Source organism: Streptomyces mauvecolor, from assembly GCF_039532965.1.
In the GTDB taxonomy this organism is placed as follows: Bacteria; Actinomycetota; Actinomycetes; order Streptomycetales; family Streptomycetaceae; genus Streptomyces; species Streptomyces violascens.
In genome coordinates this window covers 1-23369 of the sequence record NZ_BAAASQ010000049.1, presented here as the reverse complement: position 1 = coordinate 23369, position 23369 = coordinate 1, and the positions used below count along the sequence as shown (strand labels likewise).

Genomic DNA, 23369 nt, shown 5'->3' with positions numbered 1-23369 from the left:
TTTCCTCGGCTGCTCTCTTCGGGAGTTGAAGTCCTGCGCTTCGCTTGGGACTTGGCCTCGCTCTGCTCGGCCTGGCGGACTCGCTGCGCTCCCCCGCCGGCTTTCCGGCTCCGCCTCCAAGCCCAAGGCCCGCTCCGCGGGCCCGTCTGGCTACAAGGGCAGGGGGCTTGGTCTTGACTGCGTTTCATATGCTCAAACACGTGACCGATGAGCCCACTGGAACAGCAACCCTTCGAACCCGCAGCAAAACCATCCTGGCTGCCGTCCTGGCCATAAGCATCGCCGGACTCGTCTGGGTGGCCGCCTGGCACTTCGGATGGCACTACTGGGGCATCGCGTGGCTCGCTTCAAAAGCCGCGGTCAAGGCAGTCGTTCTCGGCCCGCCCCTGGTGGCAGGCGCCATCATCTGGATCCGCCAGCGCTACAAGAAACCAACCCCACACCATCCCGCGGATGACCAACAAACCTGAATCACCGCCGGCAAGATCCGGCGACTCAGACTGAAACGAAGAGCCGCAACTGACATCCCCTGAGACACGGCTACCCCTCGGCTGCTCTCTTCGGGAGTTGAAGTCCTGCGCTTCGCTTGGGACTTGGCCTCGCGTTGCTCGGCCGGGCGGGCTCGCTGCGCGAGCCAATCTGGCTACAGAAAGGCGGGATCCTGGGCGCGGAGGGGCTTGAGGTCAGGCCTGTTCTCGTTTGCCTGGCGGGGTCCACGACTCCACCAGGGGCAGCGGGCCTTCCAGGGCGCCACGGAACTTCTCTTTCAGGCTCCTCTTCGGCGCTTCCTTCTCCGCCCGCGCATGCACGAGCCGGGCCGTGCTCACCCGGAAGTGGCACTCTTCCTGACGCTGCCTCACCAGCACCACCCAGCTACCGTCCTGAGCCAGGAACGCCTCCCGCGCCGGCTCATCCCCCGGCCGCGCACACCGAGCCAGCCCAAGCGGCATATAGCGCAACGCCGCATCCTCAGCCGCAGCAACCGCCTCCGCCTCATCCCCGCCAATACGGTGAGCACCCACCAGCATCCACCGATGCAACTCCAAGGCCACGCCATCGGCACGTTCGTTTATCCAGCTGTCCTCCTCAATGAGGACATACCACTCGTTGGTCATGACCAGCGTCTACCTGTTCTTCCTGGGACTTCGGACTTCAAACCGGGCTGCAACCCAGCCGATACAGGCCACTGACGCCCCGGACCGGCTGGGACTTTCCAGCTTCGCCTCCAAGCCCCGCGGCCCCCTACCGCAGGCCCATCCGGCTACAAGAGCAAGACGCTAGGCCTGGGCGCGCTCGAAGGTGAGAGTCCAGCGCTGACGCGGAGTGGCCGGGTTCTCATGACGGCTGGTCAGCTTCCAGCCTTCCGACTCGATCGCCGTGATGTACCGCTGGTGTATCTGGTCCGCGGAAGCGGCCAGGGTGTGCACATAGGTGGCGTCGCCTCGCTCCCTCGCGGCGATCGCACCCTTCCGCATCTGATTGTGCCCCCAGTTCTTGAACCACCCCATGCCGAAACCCCTCCCCGATTTGGCGGACCGGCCCTCTGCCGGCCGACACCAGCAGGACAATAGCCACCCCAGTCAACAGCGGAGGTCTCGGAACGGGATCAACAACATGCCAGAACAATTTCCTGCTCGCCCTGGGCGTTTCTACTCTCCGGCGAGATGATGCAGCATGTAGGTCCTCTAGATCACAAAGGGTGCCGCGGGGGTTGTCATGGAAGGCATCGGTACCGGCTGTCTTTGAAGCTGCGCGCCATCCAACCAACCTGCGCAACCACGCTCGTTGAGCGGACCGCCTCAGGCATCGAGCGAGGGCAAGCCCTGACTCCCGAACTACCAACTATAGGGCTGATGTTGGGCTGACGACCTTTTCTAGGGGAAAGAGCGGAAGCTCCTCTGCGTTCACCGCGTCTGCGGGAACGTGGACACCATGGTGCACGCAGGCGTCTTGCGGGTTGCTCCTCTCGCTGGCGAGACAACGTGGTCGTTCCTGTGCCGGGTCACTGCCTCGTACGGGATGCTCCCCGGGGCGCTTCTGCCGTGGTGGGAGCAGACGAACGGCCGCCCACGGCATGCGAGCGGTGAGTCGCGGGCGGATGCCGAGATCCTCCTCAACCCAGCCGGTCAACAGATGCTCGCCCAGTTGTCCGGGGCCGAAGGGGGAAGCCTGGCGCGCGCCCTGCCCACATGGCCGCTGGCCGTCTTTGAGGACAGGACGGACGGTGAGCGCCCGTTGCTCAGGTGGCAGACGGGTGCGGCAGCGTTGGGGCCGGTGGCGTTCGGGTGCCGGCTGTGCACGGCACGGCGTACCGGGGCCGAGGTGCGTGTGATGCGGTACGCGCAGCGGTGGGAGCGGGTGTGTGTACGCCACGGGCGGTGGGCCCTGGACGCGGACGCCGATCAGCCTCTCGAGCACCTGGATCTCCGCGGCACCCCGGAAGCGGCCGCGGCGCAGCGCCGGTGGTTGGGCGTGGCCCGGCACGCGGCACGGGCGGGAACTGATCCAGGCGAGGTCTTCGGTCTGGCTTATGCGGTGGTGGCCCGGTGGTGGGAGGCGGCGTACGGGTGGGAGCGGGAGGAGATCTGGCCGCGCCGCCTGCACCAGGTCGCGGGCGGCAACGCAGGGGCTGATCTGGAGCGGTGGCGGGTGGTGGGGCGGGACCGGTGGTCTTCCCAGAGGTGGTGGCCGTTGCGGATGCGCTGCTGGATCCGGCCATGGCGCAGCTGGTGTGGGCCGACAGCGGGGGTATGCGGCCGAGGCCTCATGGGGCGGACGGAGTGTTCTGTCGCCGTCTCGGGGAGAGGGTGGGAAGGCCGTGGCTGGGGCCGCTGATCGGGGTCGATTACGGGGGCCCGCTGATCGCGTGGATGGGGATGGTGGTGCGTCTGCGCCGCTATCCGCAGAAGCGGCCCGGGTCGGATACGGGGTTCGAGGAGAACCTGTGGTGGGTGCGCCAGGAACACCAGCCGCCGACGATGGCCGCTGGATTACGGGTGTTGAGCAGGGAGAAGAAGATGCCCGGGTCAGGGACGAACTGGCGGGCCGCGGTGCCGGCTGAGCAGCGCTTTGTGATCACCAATCTGCTGGATGAGGCCGAGGAGCAGCTGCAGCAGTTGCACGGCGCCCAGGTCGGCACCACCGCCGAGGTGGCCCGGCACATGCTGGAGGGCTTGAGCCGCGGCACTCATCTGCTCGACCAGGTGCTGCTACGGGTCATGGTGGCCGCCGTGAACGCCGGAGTGCCACTGGAGGAGGTGGCCCGGTGGGCTCGGCTGTCCATGGACGAGGCGGCGGAAGTCCTCGGGACGTACCGGGACGCAGACGGCCCGTAGCCAGTAGAGACAGACGGCTGCTGATGGTTGAGGACGCGCCCGCGCCGCGGCTGCGGTGCGGGCGGGCCTCGCCGTCGTGGGGCAGTGGGCCGATCAGGTCCAGAGGCGGTACGGCGATGGGGAGATGGGCGGTGCTCGGTTCCTCGGCGGTGTGCAGCGCGATCAGCGTCTTGCCGGTGCCGCACGCGGGGACCATGTGGCCGTTCGAGCCTGGCCTCTTCAGCCCGCGCACTGCGCTGTCCGCCGCCGCCTGCTGATCGAGGCGCAGCACCTGGCGAGGAACGGCAGCCTGGGGCGGGGGCTGTGGCCGCAGCAGCCGCGAGCTCGGGGGTTGGCAGGCGTCTCGGACAACCTCGGCTCACGACAGCAAGGGGCTTGTCTCGTCCTCCCGTATGGGACGGGGCCGGTACGGGCCGTACGGGGAGTGGTCTCGCGCGGTTGTAGTTCTGCTGAGAATCACCTTTTTGAGTGGGACGGGCGGTGTTCGCGGGTTGTACATGCCCGGTACGCCTTGGCTGTTCGGTGGAGAAGACGCGGAGTGGCGGTGGTGCCCGGTGTGGTGCTGGGGAGGAGGTCGGGCGTGGAGGTCGCTTTCAGCAGTGCTGCGGGGCAGGTAGAGCAGTTGGTGTGGGAGCAGGCGGCATTGTCGGTGGGGTTCGAGGAGCTGGCGCCGGTGTCGGCGTTCCCGGTGGTACCGGGGCGTCGGTGGGGTCCGGGGTGGTGGTGGTCGGCGACCACTGGACGGCATGTGGTGCATGGGTCGGCCACGATGCGTACGCAACTGATGGTCCTGGACCGGGATCCGGCGGTGACTGGGCTGGCAGGGCGGCCGGTTCGGTTCGTGTGGCGGGACGAGGCGGATGGCCGGGTGCGCTCGTGGGTGCCGCAGCTGTTCGCCCGGTACGCCGACGGCACCGGGCTGTTCGCGGACTGTCCGTCCTCACTGAGTGCGGGCGGAACCAGGGCGCGGCGGGCGGGGGCGGTACTCGAGGCGGCGTGTGCGCGGGTGGGGTGGGCGTACCGGCGCCTTGAGCCGCTGCCTGCGGTGGTGGAGGCGAATCTGCGGTGGCTGGCCGGCTACCGCCATCCCCGGTATCGGGGGTTGTCCCGGCTGCAGGCTGTGGTGGCGGGGGCGTTCGCCGTGCCGCGGCCGCTGTTCGACGGGGCGGTGTCGGTGGGTGATCCGCTGCAGGTCTTGCCCGTCGTCTATCACGCGTTGTGGTCAGGGCAGTTGGTAGCGGGACTTGATGAGCCGCTGCATGGCGGATCGCTGGTCTGTGTACGTGTGGGCGTCGGCCTGGGGCGTGGCCAAGAAGTCGGAGTCGACGTGCTGGGTGGGGAGTGAGCACGGTGGGTGGGGTTAAGGGGAAGGGCCGGCATCCGGTGGTGGAGGTCGGCGCACACGTCGTCTACCAGGGACGGACGTTTCAGGTGGCCGCGTTGCGGGAGCAGCAGGTGTCTTTGGTCGACGAGGGCGGGGCGGACACGTTGCTGCTGTTGAACCGGTTGTTCGCCGATCCGGGCTTTGCGGTGGTGGGCGCGCGGGCGCCGGACGCGGTGCCGCAGTGGGGGTTGTTCGAGACGGTGCCGGCGGCAGAGCAGCAGCGGGCACTGGCGTGGCTGCCTCACATCCGGGAGGTGGAGACCGGCTGGCCGCATCCTGAGGGCGGCCGGGACGGGCAGGTGGTGCGGGAGGAGTACGACCCCGGGCGGTGGACACTGGCGCAGCGGGAGGCGGCCAAAGCGAAGGAGATGACGGCGCTCGGCTTTACGCGGGTGTCGCGTTTGACGGTGCAGAAGATGCGGCTCGCGTATCGCAAGCAGGGACTGTGGGGGCTGGTTGACAAACGCACGGTGTCGGCGCGTGGCCGTCGGCCGACGGGTTACGCCGACGAGCGGGTGGTGGCGGCGGTGCTCGAGGCTCTGCGCAGGCAGCGGGGCCGGTCGAAGGGGACGGTGAAGGGTCTGCAGGTGCTCGTCGGGCAGATCCTGGAGGAGACGCACGGGCGCGGAGTGGTGGAGATGCCGTCGCGGTCGTCGTTCTACCGGCTGGTGAACGTGCTGGCGGACCCGACGGATCGGCTTGGCTACGGTGCGCGGACGGCTACCGCGCCAGCACGGGGCACGGCGGCTCCGGGGGTGTTGCGGCCCGGGGAGCAAGTGCAGATCGATACCACCCGCCTGGACGTCATGGCGGTACTGGCGGACGGGAGCCTGGGGCGGCCCGAGTTGAGTATTGCGGTCGATGTGGCCACCCGGTCGATCCTGGCCGCGGTGCTGCGTCCACACGGGACCAAGGCGGTGGATGCGGCGCTGTTGCTGGCGGAGATGGCGGTTCCCCACCCTGCCCGGCCCACCTGGCCTGCGGCGCTGCATCTGTCGCGGGCTGAGGTGCCCTACGGGCGGATGCTGTCGCTGGATGCGCGGCTTGAGGGGGCGGCCGCGCGTCCGGTGATCGTGCCGGAGACGATCGTCGTCGACCGGGGGAAGATCTACGTCTCCGAGAGCTTCGTCGCCGCGTGCGAGACACTCGGGGTGAGTGTGCAGCCCGCTCCTCCCCGGCGTCCTCAGGCCAAGGGTGTGGTGGAGCGGACCTTCGGATCGATCAACGACCTGCTCTGCCAGCACGTCGCCGGCCACACCGGATCCAACCCCCTGCTGCGGGGCAAGAACGTTGAGGCGGAGGCGTGCTGGACGATCCCGCAGCTGCAGGACTTCCTCGATGAGTGGATCGTCTGCTGGCAGAACCGGCCGCACGAGGGCCTGCGGCACCCTGTCCTGCCGAAGACGGCGCTCACTCCGAACGAGATGTGGGCCGCCCTGATCACCGTGAGCGGGTACGTGCCCGTGCCGTTGAGCGGAGCCGACTGGCTGGAGCTTTTGCCGGTGCGCTGGCAGCCGGTCACCGAACGCGGCATCCGCATCGACTACCGCACCTACGACCACGAAGTGCTGGATTCCTGCCGCGGTCAGCGCTCCGACGTCGTGGCCAGGGACGGCCGGTGGGAGGTCCACCACAACCCGCACGATGCCCGTCAGGTCTGGGTGCGCCTGGGCGACGGAAAACTCTACGAGATCCCGTGGATCCACCGCGGTCACGTGCACCAGCCGTTCAACGACCAGACGTGGCGCCATATCCAGGGCGAAGTCGCCCAGCGGGGCGACCGTGAACAGCACGAGGCCGACCTCGCCGACGCCCTCGACCAGCTCCTGCGCCGCACCCGCGGCACGGGAGTGCAAACAGCGCCGAAACGGCGGGGCCGCAAGAGCCCCGTCACGCAGCCCGGCAGCGCGGCGGTACTCGAGGGCCTGGCGGTCGGCCTGCCCGCCCCACGGCAATCCGGCACGACCGGCACCGAAGTCGAAGAAGTTGAGGACGCGGCGAGCAGCGGGCAGGCCGCCCCACCCGCGAGGGCCGAGGCTGCGGGGGCGTCACCGGCAGGGCCGGCGCCGGATGAGGGGTGGGGCGAGAGCCTGGACGACCTCGCCGCCACCGGCCCGGCTGCCGGGACCGATGATGTTCCGGCTGGCGGATACGGGCTGTGGGATGCCGAAGCGGAGGCCGAGCAGTGGTGAGCGGCCCGCCGGGGATTGAGGCCGCGTCGATGCGCGGTGTCGCTTCAGCAGCGCAGCAGCCGACGGAGTCTGCGGCACGTGCCGGGGATGTCGCAAGCGGCGGGGAGCAGACGCGACCGGGCGCGGTGACGGTGTGGGACGGGTTCGCCCGCTTCGCCACCACACCCGTCGTTACTCCTCCCGCGCCCGGGGCGCCGGCGCGCAGCCTCGAAGAACGGGTGGGCTATTACTCGCAGTTCGTGACGATCCGCACTCCGGCCATCGACACACTGGCCAAGCAGGTACGCACCCTGATGGTCCTGGGCCGCCACCAGCAGGTCACCGCGCGCCCGTCCCTGATCGTCACCGGCCCCGCCGGGGCCGGGAAGACCACCGCGCTGCTCCAGGTCGGACGCGCCTGTCACCTCGCCCACACCCGGCGCCACGGCACGACGGCCGCGACCGGACACGTCCCCGTCGCCTACGTCCTCGTACCGCCCGCCGCCAGCGCCAAGACCCTCGCCCTCGAATTCGCCCGCTACCTCGGCATCCCCGTCGCAGGCCGGATGTCGCAGGCCCAGGTCGTCAACAGCGTCTGCCACACCTACACCCAGGCGGGTGTGCAGCTGGTGCTGATCGACGAAATCCACCGCCTCAACCCCCGCACCACCACCGGCGCCCAGAGCGCCGACCTGCTCAAAGACCTCACCGAACGCATCGGCGCGACATTCGTGTACGCGGGCATCGACGTGACGGCCACGCCGCTGTTCACGGGGGTGCGCGGTGCCCAACTCGCCGCACGCGCCAGCCTCGTCGACTGCGACCCCTTCCCCGCCCGCGACGGCATGCACGAACCGTTCAAAGACCTGGTCCGGGCACTGGAGAACGCACTCGACCTGCGCCACCACCGCCCCGGGAGCCTGGTCCGGCTGGCACCGTACCTGCACGCCCGTACTGCCGGGCGGATCGGATCGCTGACGCGGCTGGTCAAACAGGCCGCCCTGACCTCGCTGCTGGACGGCACGGAACGCATCACGAAGACCACCCTCGACCAGGTCCGCCTGGACCACCTCGCCGAACAGCACTACCGGCCCCGGGTGCCGACCAGGTCCGGCTCCCGGTGAACCGGACACTCCTCACGGCCCGCTTGCCAGCCGCGCCCGGCACCGAGCGCAGCGACGCGTCCGCCGCCGGGGCATGGGCGCAGCTCTCGCCCCCGCCCCCAGGTGTATTCCGCATCCGGCCGCTGTCCTTCGAAGCCACCGCCTCCTACAGCGAACGGCTGTCCCACGCCTACCGGTTGACGCTACCCCAGCTCTGCGACGGCCTGGGCATCAGCTTGAGTGGCCACGGTGCCTGCCCCACAGCCGGGCTGGTCCTCTCCCCCACCGCCGCGAGTCGCCTCGCGGACCTGGGCCGGATCCCGATGACTCACCTCACGCACGCCCTGCCACACCTGGTCCAGGGCGGCACGCCCCCTACCGGCCCGGCCACCGCGCGCTGGCGGCCCACCGAGCGCCGGCGGCAAGCCGTACGGGCGTGCACGATGTGCGTGCGGCACCACAGCCACGGAGCGACCGGCACCGCGTGGATCCACCGGCCCTGGCACCGACTCGTCTGTGTCCGTCACCAGCAAGCCGCCCCCGACCCGCGACTCACGTCCACGCTGTACACCGGCGTTGTGCCTGAACTCGCCGCCGCGCACCACGCCCACCAGCCGCTACAGCGGCATCCACGGAGCGCGAACGCGTGGATGGCGGCACGCGCGATCACCACCCGCTGGTACGACCACCAACAACACCTGACCGACCGATGGCACCACAGGCTACGCCAACTCTCCAGCAGCAACTCACAGTTGGACCCCGCAGGAAACACATCAGCCGTACTCCTGACCCGCGACCTGGTGACCTACCCCGAAACCGTCGCGCTCACCCGCACCCTGGCCACTCTCCCCCGCCACCGCCGGGCCTATCCCACACACGTCCTCCTCAGCGGGATCGGACACCGACTCGGCCTCGCCCACTTCTCCCCCGCTGCCAGTGACCCGCTCCACACCTACCTCGGATCACGCCCCTGACCAGGCCCCTGTACACGGCCACACCAGACAGATACCCCCCGACGCGCCACCTCATCGACAACAAACCCAAGATCAATCCCACACACCCGCGAAACCCAAGCTCAACACCCCGAACACCCAAACCGAACACCCACCACAGAGCCCAAAAAGGACCCCACCCCACACCCACGCCCACACCCACACCCACAAATCCCCACCAGAAACACGAAACACCAGATCAGACAAACCCACCCACCAAAGATCTAAAACCCCGTCATATTGAGCGCACCGTCGTCCTCTACATGGCCACCGGCAGCGAGTGGCCCGAAACCCGCCTCCTGGTCGATATTGGTAACTGCGGATATCACAACCTGCGGAGTGCTGTCGGGTGAGCTGGCTCATCGGCCCCTGAAGATGTCTTCGTCAACCGGCGGTTCGTCGTCGATGTAGTCGTAGGGGTCGTCATCCAGTAGGACGTCCTCGTTCAGGTCACCCAAGTGGATGAGGAGCTTGCTGCCCACTTCGAGGTCGCATGCTGCGCAGTGGAAGCCATAGGGGACGAGGTAGACCTCGTTCAGTCCGCTGGCGTCTGCGTAAAGGTTTACCTCGCCAGCCACCCACCCCTGGGATCCGCAGGCCGGGCACTGCTTCGGAGCTTCCCGGCTCATGGTGAGCAGGGGCTGTCTGGTGATCGCGGCCAGCACCACATCGCGCTCCTTGCGCGACATGTGCCCGAAGCGTTGTTCGAACATTGCGCGGGCCTTGACCAGCAGAGCTTCCGCTGCAACTCGTTCCTTTCGGACCTGTTCATCGACCAGCTTGTGATGCAGGACCAGGTAGGGGCCCCAGTATCCGTTCGGATCGATCTTCAGTTCTTCGAGAATCGGGTCGACCAAACGCAAGCAGATCGTGAAGACCGCTTCGGCTTGCGTCGCGTCGTGTATCGCGCTGTGTGCGACCCCGTTTCGGGCGTCCGCCAGAGGCTCCAGAGCCTTCTTGTCGATCGGGATCTTCTTGGGGAGGAGCTTGAGCACCCGTTCATGGGCCTCAGCGAGACCGATGGTCTTCACCTTGGCCAGAGGGCCCGCGTGGGAGCCCAGCCCCGTGGCATGCAGCAGCGAGTCGAAGTGCCGGCCGTCGACGATCAGCGCCGGGTGAATCCCAGCGAGGTAGGCCTTGAGCAGGTGCTCCGTAGCGATCCCAGCATGGTGAACGGCGAAGTCGTAGCCCTCCGGCCCCTCGACGAAGGCCGCCAGTGCGGCACTCATCCAGCGTTGCGATGATCTTTTCAGCTGCTCTGAGTCCATGGCCGAGACGATAGGGCCGCGGAACCACTGAGTGCCTCGGGATTAGCCAGCAGGCTGGGAACGGCTCTGGAGTTCTGCCGCGTATCGGGCCCAGTTGCCCCCGGACTGGGTCCAGGCGGTCGCCGTGCCGGGGCTGATGCCCAGGAGTTCCGTGAGGACCGCCGCCGGCAGCTGGGTGGAGAGTCCCATCAGAGCGGAGGCTCTGCCAGGGCGGGAGTAGATGCCCAGCCGGTTGAGCCGCTTTCTGAGATGGGGGTGGCTGAGGTGCTGACCTGGGAAGGCGCCAGGGAAGAGCCAGGGAGAGTCGGACAACGTTCCGGTGGTGGTGTGCCCACGTCGCCGGGCGAGGAGCCGTCGGGCGATCGTGTCCAGGGGGTCGGGCAGCAGCAGCGGAGTGTCGCCCAGCCTCAGCGACGTCTGCGGGCCCTCGGTGATCACCGCGGTGACCGGCAGTTCGGAGACCACACTGATGGGCTGGGCGTAAAGCAGGACGAGGAGCCCGGCGAACCGGTCCTCGATGGCGATGTCGTCGTCGTGCATGAGGCGCCGGCTGACCGCCCAGCGTTCGTCTTCGTCGGTCGGTTGGACGTGGCTCTGCTTCTCGCGGGTCGCGATTTCCAGGTCCTTGCCGATGTGCCGGTTCTTGCGGCACCACTCGATGAAGCCGCGGGCGCTGTATCGGGTCGTGGGCCCACCGTCGATCCACTCGTCCAGGTGGCTTTGAGTGCAGAGGGCAAGCGCGGTGTCCTGCTCGCGCAGCCAGCCCAGCAGGGTGACGGCGGCGCGGACGGCCGAGCGGACCGATGCCGACTGATTGGAGGTGACCGGATGCTTCGGGGCCTGGCGCCGGAGGCGCCGCAGGTGATGCCAGGTCGCGAAGCGGCGGACGAGCTGGCGTTCGCCGTCATCCGTGACGGCTTCGGTCGTGGAGGTGATCCACTTTTCCAGGGCTGCGAACTGCTCGTCGCGGGCGGGCAGGACGCCTGCGGTGACCAGGGTGGCCCGGAGAAAGGACACCGACTTGTTCGGCAGGAGGGTGTCCAGGCCCTCGTGGGTGAGAGAGCAGGTGCCATCCGCGAGCGCGTCGAGGATCCTGCGGGCGCTCGGCTGGGTCAGCCACTTGAGCCCGGCTTTCGCCCCACCGGCGGTCAGGACGTTGCGGACCGGCTCAAGGCCGGGATCCATGACGCCGTCGAGGGAGAGCGCATCGCGAACCTGCTGGTCGCGGACGCAGCTGTGGCAGCGGCCATAGCTGTGCAGATACTCGATCGTTCCGCAGAGCCGGCAGGGGTTGAAGGAGATCGGGTTCCTCTACCAGCAGGTTTCCCAGAGGTGGCCGTCGGCGGTCAGGGCCGCGGCGTACTTCTTCTGGCCGCAGCCCACGCAGGTCCGACGTGTGCGTGAGCAGGTGTCGCAGCGGGGCATCCCGGTCGAGGCTCGGTGGCAGCGTCGTGGTCCCTTGCCGCAGAACGAGCAGGTCCGCAGGGTCGGCCTGAAGCAGGCCCGGCAGAGCGGCCCGTCTTTGGTCCGCTGGCCGACGGGTCGGACTCGGTCGCAAAGGACACAGGTGATCTCCTGGTCGGGTTCATCGCGCATGCAGACCGAGCACAGCGGAGTCCCGTCCAGGCGACGGGTCGCGACCGCCCGTTCGCGTCCGCAGTGTCCGCAGGCCGCCCTTGCGGCCTTGCGGCCTTGCGGTAGCACTCCTTGCAGCAGCGCAGGCCGTCGAGCACGTGGGTGAGCGGTCGGACCTCGCCGCAGCTGTGGCAGGCCGGGGCCGTGATGGAGACGCCGGCGTCGGTCAGCGCGGTGATCAGCCGTGCTGCCCGTGCGGATGCCTTGGCGCCTTCTCCCGTCAGCAGGCCCGGCGTGTCCTCAATCTCCCAGAGAAGCCGGAACATCAGGTAGAGGTTGCCGACCGGCGCGACGGACTCGACGGCCCCGCAGACGGCCGCGGGCTCGGCGTCAGGGGCAATGGCGGTGACAGCCGAACTGAGCAGAAGTCGAAGCCGCCCGCGGCGACCGCCTCCGCCCCGACTGGAGCATCACCGACCTCATCCGCCACGCCACCACGTGCGGCACACCCGACCCCGGCATCATCTGCCCCGACGACGGCCAAGACTTCACCGCCCTCGAAACCCAAGTCCGAACCCAACTCGCCCAACCGCCCCGCAAGCCCGTAGACCTCGCCGCACACCTGACCGGACGAACACTCTGCGACAGATGCCGCGCCCATGCCTGACCGCCCGTCCAGCCCCCGACCGCACGAGAGAATCGGAACCGATGACCTACCCCACCGAACACCTCATGGATCTCGTCGCTCTCGCACGTACGACGACCGATCCCGACGAACTGCTCAGGCTGCTCCGTGACGGGCACTCCCTCTACCACCAGGGCCTCGCCGAGACCCGCGCCGCTATCACCGCCGAGCGCCAGGCCCTGTCCGACCGCGCACTCCTCGAGCAGTGCCGCGCATTGCAGCTCTTTCTGCCCGAAGACGCCACCCGCCAGGACGCCCTCTGCGCACTTGCTTTCGTACGCTGGGAGAACACCCCCACCGCCCTCGCCTACGACGCGATAGCACGACACGCCGCTCAGCACGGCGTGAGCCTCTTGCCCGAGGAAGGAGGCCAGTAGCACTGCGCGGACCTGCCGGAGCCGCGGTCGGCGCCGGCTGGGCCAGGGCAGTGTCAGAGGCCTCCCGTAGGTTCATCCCATGAGTTCCTCCCTGAGCGTCTACCTCGTCGATGTAGCCGCCACACGTGCCCTGGTCGGTTCGCGCGATGAGCAGCTGCTGGAGGTGATCCGCAACAACTTCGGAGACGACCTGGCCCGCGACGACGAGTACTTCAGCGACGCGATTGAGTCTGGAGCCCCCACGGCGTACGAGGCATTGCAGGCCGTTGTCCACGGCGGGCCCTTCAGCGAGGACCGGGAGGTCGCCTTCGCGTACGGCTATGCATACGAGCGGCTGTGCGACCTGACTGGATCCTTCCTGGACAACAACTCTTTCACCCCGCACCGGGGAGACTGGCTGTCCGTGATACCCAGGGCCTCCGGGCACTGGGTATCACGGCCGTGTCGGTCGGGCGCTTCAGCTACAGCGACCTGCCCGATCCTCTGCCGTACGCCTACACACCGGGCTGCGGCGAATGGACTCCCGCCCAAATCACCAGCGCTCTCGCGCAGTTCGAAAGGGCCAAGCAGGCGATCGACGCCTCGGGCCAGGCACCGCCCCTGGAGCCGGAAGTCGTCGAAGCCTTCACACAATGCCTCGGCTGGATGCGCGCAGCGGCGAAGCCGGGCTTCGGCGTGATCGGCTTCCGCTCCTGAGACGAGTGCACCAGACCATCAGGAGCTTTATCATTTCCCGGTAGATCGGGGGTATGGACGGCGTGGCTCCATGATCAGTTTGGTCATCTCGGCCTCCTCGAGGACGAGGGCCGCTTCGTCCACAAGCATCACCCTGACCGGCGGCTTGGCGGTATCCGACAGTTCGATGTCCTGCGACGGGGTGCGGGCTTCGTCGGTCATTTCCGATCCTCCATCTTGGATACGGCACAGCCTCTCACCATGCCAGGAGACGTCACAGACGACGTCCGCAGCTGCGCGCCCGGACGAGCCTCCCAGATCCTTGTGGCGGAAGTTCGCGGGACCAGGTGAATTCCACGGGCCCTGAGGTCACATGCACCCGAGGGAAACTGCCGGCGCGCGCTGGACCCACCCTGCCATCTTCTGCCATTATGGAAAGAAGAAAGCGGGGGAACCGCCCCCGCCGACATCTGCGGGACGGACTCCGCCATGCCCCCCTCGCCCGATCGCGCCCGCCTCGTGGGCACCGCGGAGATCGGCGAAGAGTTCGGCGTGAGCACCGGAACCGTCACCCTCTGGTACAACAACCGCGAAACCACGGGCTTCCCGGACACCGCCGGCAGCAAGGGCCGGGCACGCCAGTGGGAGCACGGCGCGGTCAGCGACTGGTTCGCGGCAAAAGAGAAGCCCCGCCTGCAGGAAGCCGGCGCAGCGATCGCCGGCGACCCGGACGAGCTGCTGAACGCGACCCAGGTCGCCAAGCTCCTCGGCTACAAGAACGCCAACCAGATCACCAACTATCTGCGCAACAACCCGGGCTACTTTCCCGAGCCCGACGTCGTCGAAGAACTCGGCACTCCCGAACGCCCCTGGACCCGCAAGCAGTGGCGGCGCTCGACCGTCACCGAGTGGGCTGCCAGCCGCCGCGGCAAGGGGAACCGACGTGACCTTGCCCGTCAGGAAGTCCTGCCTGAGGTCACCCTCGACGGTGACCCCGACGAGCTCCTGGCCGCCCCGGCCGCGGCCGCGCTGCTCGGCTACAAGAACACCAGCAGCTTCAGCAGTTCCTTGTCGCAAGGCCTTCTGCCCCGCCTCAGGGAAACGGATGGCACCCTGCCCGCCGCACGCGGGAGCCGCCCCGCCTGGACCCGCCGTCGTATCCTCGACCAGGCCGCAGAACGCTCGAACAGAACCAGAAGGACTTCGTCCCCCGAAGGGTGACGTACAGACACGGTGTCTGGTCAGGGTTGTTGATGCCCAGGCGGGCCAGAACACCGTCCGGTGGCCGGCATGGAGGAGTCGCCAACTCCTCCCCCGCGGCGGCACACGCCGCCGCGGACCGGCCGCTGCGAGCCCTTGCCCACCAGGATCCGATCCTCCTCGGCCCCGTGTCCACGCTGTCAGCTCGGGGTGGCCCGCCCACCCCTGAGATGAGAGCTGGGACAATGAACGTGCCACGAGCGGCCCGGCCGGCGTCCCTCCCAACTCCGCCTACCTGTCCGTCCGCCAGGCACTGGCCGATAGCCTGACCCGCCGCGGAGGCTTCCCTTGCTGACGTCGGGATTCCTGCCTACCGGCAGCTCAGGAGCCGTAGCGTTCAGGCTTGAGTGCCCGGGCCAGCAGCCGGTCGGCTGCCTGCGTGACGTTGATACGCCCCTTGATGACGTCGACGACGACCTCGGTGATGGGCATCTCCACCCCGTACCGGTGCGCGAGGGCCAGCAGCGCCGCGGACGACTTCACGCCCTCCGCCGTCTGCTTCGTGGCCACGGTCGCCTCGTCCACGGCCATGCCCTGACCGAGGTGCTCACCGAACTTACGGGGTCGGCGCCGAGGCGGGCGGTTTCGGCGAGGCCGCGGGTCATGAGGAGGGCGGTGGCGTTGTCGCCCAGTCCCATGCCGCCGGCCAGGCCGACGGCGAGCGCGATGACGTTCTTGACGGCGCCGCCGAGTTCGCAGCCGATGACGTCCGTGTTGGTGTAGGGCCGGAAGTGCAGGGTCAGGCAGGCCTGTTGCAGGGTCTTGGCCACGGTTTCGGTGGTGCTGCTGACGGAGGCGGCGGGCTGCTTCTCGGCGATCTCGCGGGCCGGGTTCGGTCCGGACACGACCGCCACCCGCTCCGCCGGCACCCGGGTCACCTCGGTGATGACCTCGGACATGCGCAGGCCGCTGTGGGTCTCGATGCCTTTCATCAGGCTCACCACAACGGTTTGGGGCTCGATCAGTGGCGCCCACTGGGTGAGGTTGGCGCGCAGCGCCTGGGCCGGGATGGACACCACCATGAAGTCGGCCCCGGCCAGAGCCTTGGCCGCACTGGTGGTGGGGCCCAGCCTCGTCGGCAGCGCGATCCCCGGCAGGTAAGCCGGGTTCTCGTGGCCGTTGTTGATCGCGTCAGCGATCTCGTCGCGGCGGGTGTACAGCATCACGTCGTTGCCGGCGGCATCGGCCAGGACCGCTTCGTGGAGTGCCTGACAGCGACGTATCTCAGCCGTGCGCAGCGGACTCCCAGTGATCTCCTGCGCTCAGTCCCGCTGTCCAGGAAGGGTCGTAAACACGGATTTCCAGGCGGGCGTTGGGCAGCCGGGAAGCATCGCTCCACAGGTCACGCCAGGCATCTTCGAAAGCTGCCCGCCAGGCAGCCTCATCGTGGGAATCCAGACCGCGGGCGCGTAGCCCGTCCTCAATGCGCCGCTTCTCGGCTTGCTCAGCGAAGGGGAAGTTCTGCAGATCACTCATCGTCACACTCTCGATGATGTCCTCGGCCGCACCGGGAACATCATCCCGCCCACGGACACTCGCGTCACCGGCTGCGCGTTCCCGTCCGTCGACCAGCAACCGCAAGGCGAAGAGCGCACTGTCCGAGGGAGCACCGCTATCCGGGTGCACCGAGGTGAGACGCAGAGTCAGCTCACGCCCGCTGACCATCTCGACCTGTGATTTCCACAAGCTCGACACAGGTCCTCCTTTCATTTCCGCTACCCAAGTTCACTACCGGAAGAAGATTACAGATGGAGTACACCGGCGGCCATAGAGTGGATCAGGGCATCCAGAGCCTCTGTTCCAAATGCATGGTTCTCGGTAATTCGCATGTCGAATGTGGTCACATTCACCTGCGCCGCTGCGCGGGCATTGGCACGGGGAGGAGCAAAGGGGATCCTACTAAAGGCCTGGGCTATGTGGGCGGCGCTGGTTCCGCCGTTCAGCAACTGAATGAATTCAGCTCGCCGCTGGCCCGCTATGACCTGAAGGAAGTCGACGTCCTGCTGGTTCCAGACCCCTGCCGTCTGTTGCGTGGTGCAGCCGGTGTACTGCCGCAGGGTGGGCAGATCTACCTGGCTCAAGGACATTGGCTGCCTGGTGTCGGTCGGCTGCGGCACACGGAACGGGAATATCGTTCCGTTGTGCCTCCACTGCCAGCCGACGGCAGGACTGTAAACCTTGTGATACACCGCAAGCCTGGTGGGAAAGTTGGGTGCGGAGGCCTGCTGCAGGGCTGTTGTATTCGGCTGAGGAGTGCTCCCGTACTCCACTTCCACTCCGAAATAGACGTGGTCTTGCGGATTCGCGGCAGCTGCATCGACGTCGTCCTTGAGTGCGGCCTCGATACCTCTTTCATAGAGCTGGTTGTCCGACCCGTGGGCAGGCACCAGGTTGTCAGCAGAACCGGGCCCACCCGCCACGTTGTTGACCAGATGGAACCGAACCCACGAACTAGTCAGAGCCAGGGAGCGGATGTAGTCGTAACCCGGTGGATCTGCAAATGGAGTGCTGCCCGTGGTAGATCCATCATTGATCATTTGCGCGGTCACAGCCCTGTTGGACGAGTCGGTGGTAGCCCAGAACCGATACCCGTTCGGCACGGCAGCGTAGTCCAGGGCGCGCTGCACAACCTCATTCCCCGAAGCCGGCTGCGAGCTTTCCGGCTCCGGTGCTGTCATTTCAGTACGGACGGGCGCGCGCATCACCCGTGTGGCGTTGGCTTCTGCTTCGCGCTCGTACCGGTCTGAGGGGTCGGAGACTTTCAGCCCGGATCCGTTGTCGGTGCCCGCGACGGGGCCCTGGCGTTGCTGGATGACGTGGGTCAGTTCGTGGGCGAGGGTGTGCTTGTCGGCGCCGCCGTCACCGATGACGACGTGGCTGCCGGAGGTGTAGGCGCGGGCGCCGACTTCGGCGGCGGAGGCTTTGGCTGCGCTGTCGTTGTGGATGCGGACGTCGGAGAAATCCGCGCCCAGGCGCGCTTCCATGTCGGAGCGCGTCGCCTCATCCATGGGCTTTCCGGGGGCACGCAGAACGTCATGGACGGCGGAGCGCTGCACCGCGGGCTGCTCGGTCCGCTGGTGGCCGCAGCCCGCTCCGTGCTGGTGCTGCTCCGGCTGAGCCCAGGCGTGGCCAGCCTGTCGCAGCATCTGCACGACCGCAGCGTTGCCCGCACTGGCCTGCAGCGCCATCAATCCCACCGGCGGCATACCTGCCCGCCCTGACGCGGAGGTTTGGCGCGAGGGCTGCCCGGCCTGCCTGTCTGCCTTCTGCGCCGTGTCATGAGGGCGACTGGGAGTCACACGAGGGCCTTTCGGACGTCTGGACAGTCGCCTTGCATCGCTGCCCAGCCACTGCCGCAGTGAGGGACCCCAGAAACGATCACGGGATGTGATCAGGGGCGTGGGGCAGTCTGAAACATCCCGCTAACGATCCGCTAAACGCCCTGCGGCACATTCCATCCCGCATGCAGCACCAGACTGATGCCGAACTCAGACACCAAACGGTGCACGGCGTACCCCCGTTCCGCACGCCGGTCGGCATGCATGCTTCCCGCATGATCCGACCAATCAATACTGCTCCAGCGTGAAGCTTCCAGCGACCCCGGGGAACGCCTCGGCGTGGGCTTGAGCGGCGGCACTGGACGAGATGGTCCGGCTCATGGTCTGCATGCTGCCAGGCGGTAAGCCGAGTTCGGAGGGGTGGCAGCGGCACGAGCAGCGCAGCACCTCGAAGGCGCGCTGTGTGGGGCGTTCGCGCAGTTCCAGTGGCCCCGGGCACTGCTGGTGCCCTTCCTCCCAGAGCATCCGTCGGGCAACTCGGCACTCTGGGGCCACGTAGCCGCTCTGCGCCGGTGGTTCGGTCATGACTCGGGCTGGCTGTCGAGTGCGGTAGTGCCCACCTCGATCATTGCGTTGAGCCGGATCGGATCGCACAAGGCACCTGGGGCGGACATGGGCACAGCCCAGTAGCTCGTTCGGTAGCTGTTCGGCTCGTCGTCTCCGACCCGGGGCACGCCGATGTAGTTCCCAAGACCGAGATACGTCGCGTACCGGCCGAGGCTGTAGTTGGGCGGGGAGCACGGCACCAGGGCGTAGAAGCGCCGGTTGTGGGGGTCGTGGATGACGGGACCGCGCAGGCACTCGCGCAGGACAGCCGTCGCGATCGCCCCGTGGCCGACGGCCACGGCATACACCAGCTCATCAGCCATGCGGACAGCGGAGAAGCGGCGGCCGAGCGCGAGGAGGGCGATATGCCCGTCCGCCCACTGCCGACGCGCGTCGCCCGGCCGGTTGAGGCTGTCGGCCAGCCAGGCCGCCACGGCTTCTCTCTGGGCGGCGTCGGTTGCGGTACTCATTGGAGGACTCCTGTCCCGGGTGGGGCTTCGTGTGTTGGCGAGGATGGGCTTACGGGGTGTTCGGGACGCAGGCCTCAAGGGCGTCCTCGATGGCCGCGCGCAGGGCTGCGGGCTCGGTGTGCCAATTGGTGTCCCCGGGGCAGATCCGCCAGTACGGGCCGGGGCCTTGGGTGCGGCGGGCGGGCGGCACGGTGAGCGAGCTGCCCGCCGTCAGGGGCCATGTGCTCTCCACCTGCCAAGCGTCGACCGTGCCGAGCGGGAGGAACCAGTACAGGGCGTGGCCGTCGTCGATGACGGCGCCGGAGCGGGGCCCGAGGATGTCGAGGGCGGTGAGGCCGGGCACGCGGGGCACGCGGATCGCGTCCCAGTCGATGCCTGCGTCGTGCAGTTCGCATCCGTCGGCGGCAGGCAGTCCGGTCCGTGTGGTGTGCATGGCACGTGGCTCCTCGCTGCCGTCAGGGGCTGGCTGGGGGGTAACCAGAGTGGGCTGCAAACAGGGCCAACACGAGGACTTTGAAAGGGCTTTCGTCGCCTAGAAAGCGGACTTTCCTGACCTCATCCGGGTGAGGTCTGGCTATCAACCGGACCTGCGGCGACACTGATGGAGCACCCACGCATCGGAGGTGACCCATGCCACGCCCCGCCGGCAACACCCGTTTGAGAGCTGCCCGAGTGGCGGCCGGATACAACTCGCAGCAGGCCCTGGCCGACGCGCTGACCGCGCTCGGCCTGTCGGTCGGCGAACGGCAGGTGCGGCGGTGGGAGTCGCCCAACCCGCCCTGGCCGCACCCCGATTGCCAACGCGCCCTCGTACAGCTGCTCGGCCAGGACATGCAGGCCCTCGGCTTCACCCCGCCCGACGGACGCGACGAGGCCCGCCCCGGCCCCATCCGACGTCCCCCAGCCGGCATCCTCACGGCCGTCACCCGGACCGCGGTCCCCGCCCGCGCGCAGGCGGCCATACAGCCTGCCACCGTGGCGGTGGACTTCGCGGCTGTAACCCGTTCCCACCGTCGCATGTACTGGTCCGTCGCCCCCGCCGAACTGCACCCCTCAGTCCTCGCGCACGCCCGGCTCGGCTGCACCCTCCTCAACGAGACCGCCGGAGACACCCGCAAGACCCTCGCCGCAGCCCTTGCCGAAAGCTGCCTTCTCGCCGGACGGATCGAGTTCTTCGACCTGCGCGAGCCCGACGACGCCGACGCCACCCTCCTGCACGCCCTGCAGGCCGCGGGCGAGGCTGACGACCCACTGCTTGGCGCGGCCGTCCTCGCCCACATGGCCTTCATCCCGGGATGGGCAGGGGAGCGCGAAAAAGCCGTCGAGCGGATGGTCGCCGCACGGACCTACGCCCGGCGCGGCGAAGCCAGTGCGGAACTCCTGGCGTGGCTGGACGCCGTCGAAGCGGAATGCGAGACCCGGTGCGGGAACACGCGCACCGCACTGCACCTGATCGGGCACGGCGAAGACGTCCTTGCCACCGGGCCGGAGCACACCTCACCACCATGGCTGGACTGGTTCAGCGCCGCCCGGCTCGCGGCGTTCAAGGGCAACACCCAGCTGAAGGCCGGACACCTGCCGCAGGCCCGCGAAACACTGACCCAGGTCCTGGAGGAGCTGCCGCCGGAGTCGGACAAGCAACGCACCGTCGTCCTCGGCGACCTGGCCGCAGTCGAGGCGGCCGCCGGAAACCCCGAGAAGGCCTGCCGGTACGCATCCCTCGCGCTCGATCAGCTCGCGGCGACCTGGTACGCCACGGGCATGGACCGGATCCGCGAGGTGCGGCGCTCGCTGGCACCGCACCAGCACGAACCGTGCGTGCGGGACCTCGACGACCAGCTGTACGGGTGGACGACGACGGTCAGCGCGCTGACGCGTTGAACTTCACGATCAGCTCGGGAAGTTCGGTAAGCCTGTCGACACGCAAGGTGGGCAGACTCCGGGCCTCCTCGGTATTCCACTGGATCGTGGCCCACGGCCCGCGGTGCACGAGCGCGGTGTACATGCCGACGGCGACCGCCGGGCGCAGGTCGTTGTCGATCCGGTCACCGACGTACAGGATCTCGTCGTTGGCGAACGGCACGACCTCGGCCACGCGCTGGAAGAACGCGGGGTCGGGCTTGCTCGCGCCCCAGTCGTCCGACGTGCCGATCAGGTCCACATCGTCGGTGAACAGCTCTCGCAGGATCCCACCCGCCCGCACCGTCTGGTTCCCGGCGATGCCCAGCCACAGCCCCTCGGCGCGCAGCTGCGCGAGCGCCGGCCGGACATCGTCATACAGATCCGACTCGTCGAAGTACTCGGGCTGGCCAGCGTCCGCACGCGCCTGGCGCTGCTCGTACAGATCAAAGCCCGGCCGAAACTCCTGAAACGTCTCCCGGTAATCACGCCCCTGAGCGATGACCGCACCGAACATCGCAGCGAAGGTATGGCGCGGCACACCGAGCCAGTCGGCCCAGGTGCCGTACTCGCGCGTCTCATCAACCAGGCACTCACCGACGTCAAACACGACCGCGCGAATCGTCATGCCCGGATCCTAGACGCCCCATACGCCACCCTGCTGCGCACCCTGGCACCGGCCACCACCGCGCAGCCCAAGCAGCGAGCCGTTCGGGCGCTGGTTCTCAGGCGTGCCGAGACCAGAAGGCGACGAACCCGATGTAGGCGATGGCGGCGGTTGCCACGAACCAGAAGTACGGGTCGCCGCTTCGTCCGGATGCCAGGTCACCGACAAAGGCGTAGAGGTTCCCCACGGTGAGCACCACGCCCGTGCCGGCCCAGGCCCGCCCTGAGATCCGGGCGAAGCGCTCGTCGGGAGCCTTTTCTGTGAGGCCTTGATAGGTCTCGCTCCGGCGTCCCAGCAGCACTAAGACAAGACTGCAGACCGCCAAAATCCCGAACGCCACCAGGCCGATAGCGAAGCGGCCGCCGAAGGTCGCGGCCACGAGGCAGGCGCCTCCGAGAGCGAGGAAGAAGCCGGGGACGGACCGCCTGGCTGCGTTACTGGTCATCTGCTGGGTCCTCTTCGGCATGAAACATCTCCTCAACGCTGACTTCGAAGAACTTGGCCATGGACATGGCGAGCGGTAGTGAAGGCGTGTACCGCTCGGTCTCGATGGCGTTGATCGTCTGCCGCGAGACCCCCAGAGCCGTGCCTAGCTGCCCCTGGGAGAGCCCACGTCCCGACCGCAGTTTCCTGACACTGTTGCGCACATGTAAAGCTTACTTGTCACCCCTCAGTGATTGTCAAGCGTGCTTTACAGGGGAGATAAGGGCTGGCAACGACGCCTCGGGCAGCGTGGGCACCGCACCGGTGGCCAGACCGGCATGGAAGGGCGAGTACATCCCCCAACCGCCGAAAGCCTGTCCGTCTCGGGATCTCACTGGTCAGCTGGCTGCGAAGGCGTACAAGTCCGCGACGGCCGGATGAGCCCGGTGCGGGCCGAAGTGTTCGAGGGTCGCGTCGGCGAGTTGGATGCCGCGGGCCGCTTGGGTTGTGCGGGGGCGCCTTCGGCGCGGTAGGCGAGCATGACGGAGCGGGTCCTGGCCCGGACGGGGTCGAGGAGTTGGAGGCCTTCGGCCAGAGCGGTCTCCGCTCGCTGGTGCTTGCCGAGGTCAAGCCAGCAGCGTCCGGCGTCGATGGCGAGGTCGGCGGGTGACATCCAGGAGACCCAGGCAGGTGCGTAGCCCGGTCGGGCACGGTCGAGTTCGTGCTCTGCGCTACGCAAGGCGCGATCGGCGTTGTGGTCGTCGCCGAGTGCGGCGAGGGCGCGGGCCCTGCGCAGGTCAAGGAGGGAGCGGGCGGCTGCGGAGTGGGTGCGGGTGCGGGCGTGTTCGAGGATGTCGACGGCCGTGCTGGGTTGGTTGAGCCAGTTCGCGGCGTAGGCGATGTCGGACAGGATGCCCGCGCCGAAGTACCGGTTGTCGGCCGCGTGGGCCGCGTGGAGGGCCCCGGTCCAGTGGCGTACGGCGTGAGTGTGTTCGCCCTGGTCGAAGTGGAGCCATCCGGCGTGTTGAACGACTTTCAAGATGCCCATGTCGTCCGCGGGGGTGTTCCGTGGCCACCACCGAACTCGCCCCGCTCGGCAAGGTCCTTCCCGCCGTCCGTACCAACGCCGAGGAGTTACCTCGTGACCAGCAGCCCGACCACCGCCGAGCTCATCCGCTACAACCGCGACCAGCTCGACGCG

The 23369-nt window shown here is 68.2% G+C and carries 22 protein-coding genes and 2 pseudogenes; 10 read left to right on the top strand and 14 right to left on the bottom strand.

Features of this window, described 5'->3' with window-relative positions; translation table 11 throughout:
* Window positions 1-200: 200 nt before the first annotated feature.
* The gene (locus tag ABD346_RS36450; RefSeq protein WP_344380608.1) at window positions 201-470 is read left to right on the top strand and encodes a hypothetical protein; all 270 of its coding nucleotides are present in this window, start codon (window positions 201-203) and stop codon (window positions 468-470) included.
* A gap of 213 nt (window positions 471-683) precedes the next feature.
* Here the strand turns inward: ABD346_RS36450 and ABD346_RS36445 are convergent, their stop codons facing one another.
* A complete protein-coding gene (locus ABD346_RS36445) occupies window positions 684-1115 on the bottom strand; it encodes a hypothetical protein (protein ID WP_344380607.1) in 432 nt (143 codons plus the stop codon).
* A gap of 162 nt (window positions 1116-1277) precedes the next feature.
* Entirely contained in the window at window positions 1278-1508 is a 231-nt protein-coding gene (locus ABD346_RS36440) for a hypothetical protein (RefSeq protein WP_344380606.1), read from the bottom strand.
* Between the two features lie 1158 nt (window positions 1509-2666).
* On the opposite strand from ABD346_RS36440, the gene ABD346_RS36430 reads away from it, so the two are divergent.
* The 5 genes from ABD346_RS36430 (at window position 2667) to ABD346_RS36410 (ending at window position 8967) form a co-directional block, all read left to right on the top strand.
* On the top strand, window positions 2667-3335 hold the full coding sequence (locus ABD346_RS36430) for a hypothetical protein (protein WP_344380609.1): 669 nt from the start codon (window positions 2667-2669) through the stop codon (window positions 3333-3335).
* Window positions 3336-3891: 556 nt separating this feature from the next.
* Entirely contained in the window at window positions 3892-4680 is a 789-nt protein-coding gene (locus ABD346_RS36425) for a TnsA-like heteromeric transposase endonuclease subunit (protein ID WP_381228266.1), read from the top strand.
* Between the two features lie 38 nt (window positions 4681-4718).
* Complete coding sequence (locus tag ABD346_RS36420) at window positions 4719-6911, top strand: transposase (protein WP_344380604.1); 2193 nt, start codon at window positions 4719-4721, stop codon at window positions 6909-6911.
* A 125-nt stretch (window positions 6912-7036) separates the two neighbouring features.
* Complete coding sequence (locus tag ABD346_RS36415) at window positions 7037-8014, top strand: TniB family NTP-binding protein (RefSeq protein WP_344380603.1); 978 nt, start codon at window positions 7037-7039, stop codon at window positions 8012-8014.
* A 23-nt stretch (window positions 8015-8037) separates the two neighbouring features.
* Entirely contained in the window at window positions 8038-8967 is a 930-nt protein-coding gene (locus tag ABD346_RS36410) for a TniQ family protein (protein ID WP_344380602.1), read from the top strand.
* A 377-nt stretch (window positions 8968-9344) separates the two neighbouring features.
* Here ABD346_RS36410 and ABD346_RS36405 read toward each other — a convergent pair whose 3' ends face one another.
* Together ABD346_RS36405 and ABD346_RS36400 are read right to left on the bottom strand one after the other, a co-directional pair.
* Window positions 9345-10253 carry a hypothetical protein gene (locus ABD346_RS36405; protein WP_344380601.1) on the bottom strand — a complete coding sequence of 303 codons (909 nt, stop codon included), beginning with the start codon at window positions 10251-10253 and terminating at the stop codon, window positions 9345-9347.
* A 42-nt stretch (window positions 10254-10295) separates the two neighbouring features.
* Window positions 10296-11438, bottom strand: coding sequence for a hypothetical protein (locus ABD346_RS36400; protein ID WP_344380600.1), 1143 nt, complete (start codon window positions 11436-11438; stop codon window positions 10296-10298).
* A gap of 1098 nt (window positions 11439-12536) precedes the next feature.
* Between ABD346_RS36400 and ABD346_RS36395 the strand changes: the two genes are divergently transcribed.
* Together ABD346_RS36395 and ABD346_RS38715 are read left to right on the top strand one after the other, a co-directional pair.
* Window positions 12537-12890, top strand: coding sequence for a hypothetical protein (locus tag ABD346_RS36395; RefSeq protein WP_344380599.1), 354 nt, complete (start codon window positions 12537-12539; stop codon window positions 12888-12890).
* Between the two features lie 79 nt (window positions 12891-12969).
* Window positions 12970-13586 (top strand): annotated as a pseudogene (locus ABD346_RS38715) (DUF7691 family protein).
* Window positions 13587-13616: 30 nt separating this feature from the next.
* On the opposite strand, the gene ABD346_RS36385 reads toward ABD346_RS38715, so the two are convergent.
* Window positions 13617-13787, bottom strand: coding sequence for a hypothetical protein (locus ABD346_RS36385; RefSeq protein WP_344380597.1), 171 nt, complete (start codon window positions 13785-13787; stop codon window positions 13617-13619).
* 267 nt (window positions 13788-14054) lie between these two features.
* Between ABD346_RS36385 and ABD346_RS36380 the strand changes: the two genes are divergently transcribed.
* Window positions 14055-14786: a hypothetical protein gene (locus ABD346_RS36380; RefSeq protein ID WP_344380596.1), complete on the top strand. Its 732-nt coding sequence runs from the start codon at window positions 14055-14057 to the stop codon at window positions 14784-14786.
* Between the two features lie 360 nt (window positions 14787-15146).
* Here ABD346_RS36380 and ABD346_RS36375 read toward each other — a convergent pair.
* The 5 genes and pseudogenes from ABD346_RS36375 to ABD346_RS36355 all read right to left on the bottom strand — a co-directional run bounded on the left by ABD346_RS36375 (window position 15147) and on the right by ABD346_RS36355 (window position 19612).
* Window positions 15147-15988, bottom strand: a pseudogene (locus ABD346_RS36375) (NAD(P)H-dependent glycerol-3-phosphate dehydrogenase).
* A gap of 61 nt (window positions 15989-16049) precedes the next feature.
* Entirely contained in the window at window positions 16050-16520 is a 471-nt protein-coding gene (locus tag ABD346_RS36370; RefSeq protein WP_344380595.1) for a hypothetical protein, read from the bottom strand.
* Between the two features lie 47 nt (window positions 16521-16567).
* Entirely contained in the window at window positions 16568-18013 is a 1446-nt protein-coding gene (locus ABD346_RS36365; RefSeq protein ID WP_344380594.1) for an eCIS core domain-containing protein, read from the bottom strand.
* A 671-nt stretch (window positions 18014-18684) separates the two neighbouring features.
* On the bottom strand, window positions 18685-19179 hold the full coding sequence (locus tag ABD346_RS36360; RefSeq protein WP_344380593.1) for a hypothetical protein: 495 nt from the start codon (window positions 19177-19179) through the stop codon (window positions 18685-18687).
* 49 nt (window positions 19180-19228) lie between these two features.
* Window positions 19229-19612 carry a hypothetical protein gene (locus ABD346_RS36355; RefSeq protein WP_344380592.1) on the bottom strand — a complete coding sequence of 128 codons (384 nt, stop codon included), beginning with the start codon at window positions 19610-19612 and terminating at the stop codon, window positions 19229-19231.
* 197 nt (window positions 19613-19809) lie between these two features.
* Between ABD346_RS36355 and ABD346_RS36350 the strand changes: the two genes are divergently transcribed.
* Window positions 19810-21060: an NsdA family TPR-like regulatory protein gene (locus tag ABD346_RS36350; protein ID WP_344380591.1), complete on the top strand. Its 1251-nt coding sequence runs from the start codon at window positions 19810-19812 to the stop codon at window positions 21058-21060.
* Here the strand turns inward: ABD346_RS36350 and ABD346_RS36345 are convergent.
* From ABD346_RS36345 to ABD346_RS36330, 4 genes are all read right to left on the bottom strand, one after another.
* Window positions 21041-21706, bottom strand: a complete 666-nt coding sequence (locus ABD346_RS36345) for an HAD family hydrolase (protein ID WP_344380590.1) — start codon at window positions 21704-21706, stop codon at window positions 21041-21043. The two genes, ABD346_RS36350 and ABD346_RS36345, sit on opposite strands and share 20 nt — an antisense overlap.
* Window positions 21707-21803: 97 nt before the next feature.
* A complete protein-coding gene (locus ABD346_RS36340; RefSeq protein ID WP_344380589.1) occupies window positions 21804-22211 on the bottom strand; it encodes a hypothetical protein in 408 nt (135 codons plus the stop codon).
* Window positions 22180-22392, bottom strand: coding sequence for a helix-turn-helix transcriptional regulator (locus tag ABD346_RS36335; RefSeq protein WP_344380588.1), 213 nt, complete (start codon window positions 22390-22392; stop codon window positions 22180-22182). The genes ABD346_RS36340 and ABD346_RS36335 overlap by 32 nt, the downstream gene beginning before the upstream one ends.
* A gap of 167 nt (window positions 22393-22559) precedes the next feature.
* Window positions 22560-23207, bottom strand: a complete 648-nt coding sequence (locus tag ABD346_RS36330; protein ID WP_344380587.1) for an NsdA family TPR-like regulatory protein — start codon at window positions 23205-23207, stop codon at window positions 22560-22562.
* Between the last annotated feature and the right edge of the window lie 162 nt (window positions 23208-23369).

What these genes read in the sequence shown, in the direction of transcription:
- ABD346_RS36350 (WP_344380591.1), top strand. Translation starts at nt 19,810, where the DNA reads ATGCCACGCCCCGCCGGCAACACCCGTTTGAGAGCTGCCCGAGTGGCG.
- ABD346_RS36395 (WP_344380599.1), top strand. Translation starts at nt 12,537, where the DNA reads ATGACCTACCCCACCGAACACCTCATGGATCTCGTCGCTCTCGCACGT.
- ABD346_RS36380 (WP_344380596.1), top strand. Translation starts at nt 14,055, where the DNA reads ATGCCCCCCTCGCCCGATCGCGCCCGCCTCGTGGGCACCGCGGAGATC.
- ABD346_RS36345 (WP_344380590.1), bottom strand. Translation starts at nt 21,706, where the DNA reads ATGACGATTCGCGCGGTCGTGTTTGACGTCGGTGAGTGCCTGGTTGAT.
- ABD346_RS36385 (WP_344380597.1), bottom strand. Translation starts at nt 13,787, where the DNA reads ATGACCGACGAAGCCCGCACCCCGTCGCAGGACATCGAACTGTCGGAT.
- ABD346_RS36440 (WP_344380606.1), bottom strand. Translation starts at nt 1,508, where the DNA reads ATGGGGTGGTTCAAGAACTGGGGGCACAATCAGATGCGGAAGGGTGCG.
- ABD346_RS36400 (WP_344380600.1), bottom strand. Translation starts at nt 11,438, where the DNA reads ATGGATCCCGGCCTTGAGCCGGTCCGCAACGTCCTGACCGCCGGTGGG.
- ABD346_RS36355 (WP_344380592.1), bottom strand. Translation starts at nt 19,612, where the DNA reads ATGCACACCACACGGACCGGACTGCCTGCCGCCGACGGATGCGAACTG.
- ABD346_RS36405 (WP_344380601.1), bottom strand. Translation starts at nt 10,253, where the DNA reads ATGGACTCAGAGCAGCTGAAAAGATCATCGCAACGCTGGATGAGTGCC.
- ABD346_RS36445 (WP_344380607.1), bottom strand. Translation starts at nt 1,115, where the DNA reads ATGACCAACGAGTGGTATGTCCTCATTGAGGAGGACAGCTGGATAAAC.
- ABD346_RS36360 (WP_344380593.1), bottom strand. Translation starts at nt 19,179, where the DNA reads ATGAGTACCGCAACCGACGCCGCCCAGAGAGAAGCCGTGGCGGCCTGG.
- ABD346_RS36365 (WP_344380594.1), bottom strand. Translation starts at nt 18,013, where the DNA reads ATGGCGCTGCAGGCCAGTGCGGGCAACGCTGCGGTCGTGCAGATGCTG.
- ABD346_RS36340 (WP_344380589.1), bottom strand. Translation starts at nt 22,211, where the DNA reads ATGCCGAAGAGGACCCAGCAGATGACCAGTAACGCAGCCAGGCGGTCC.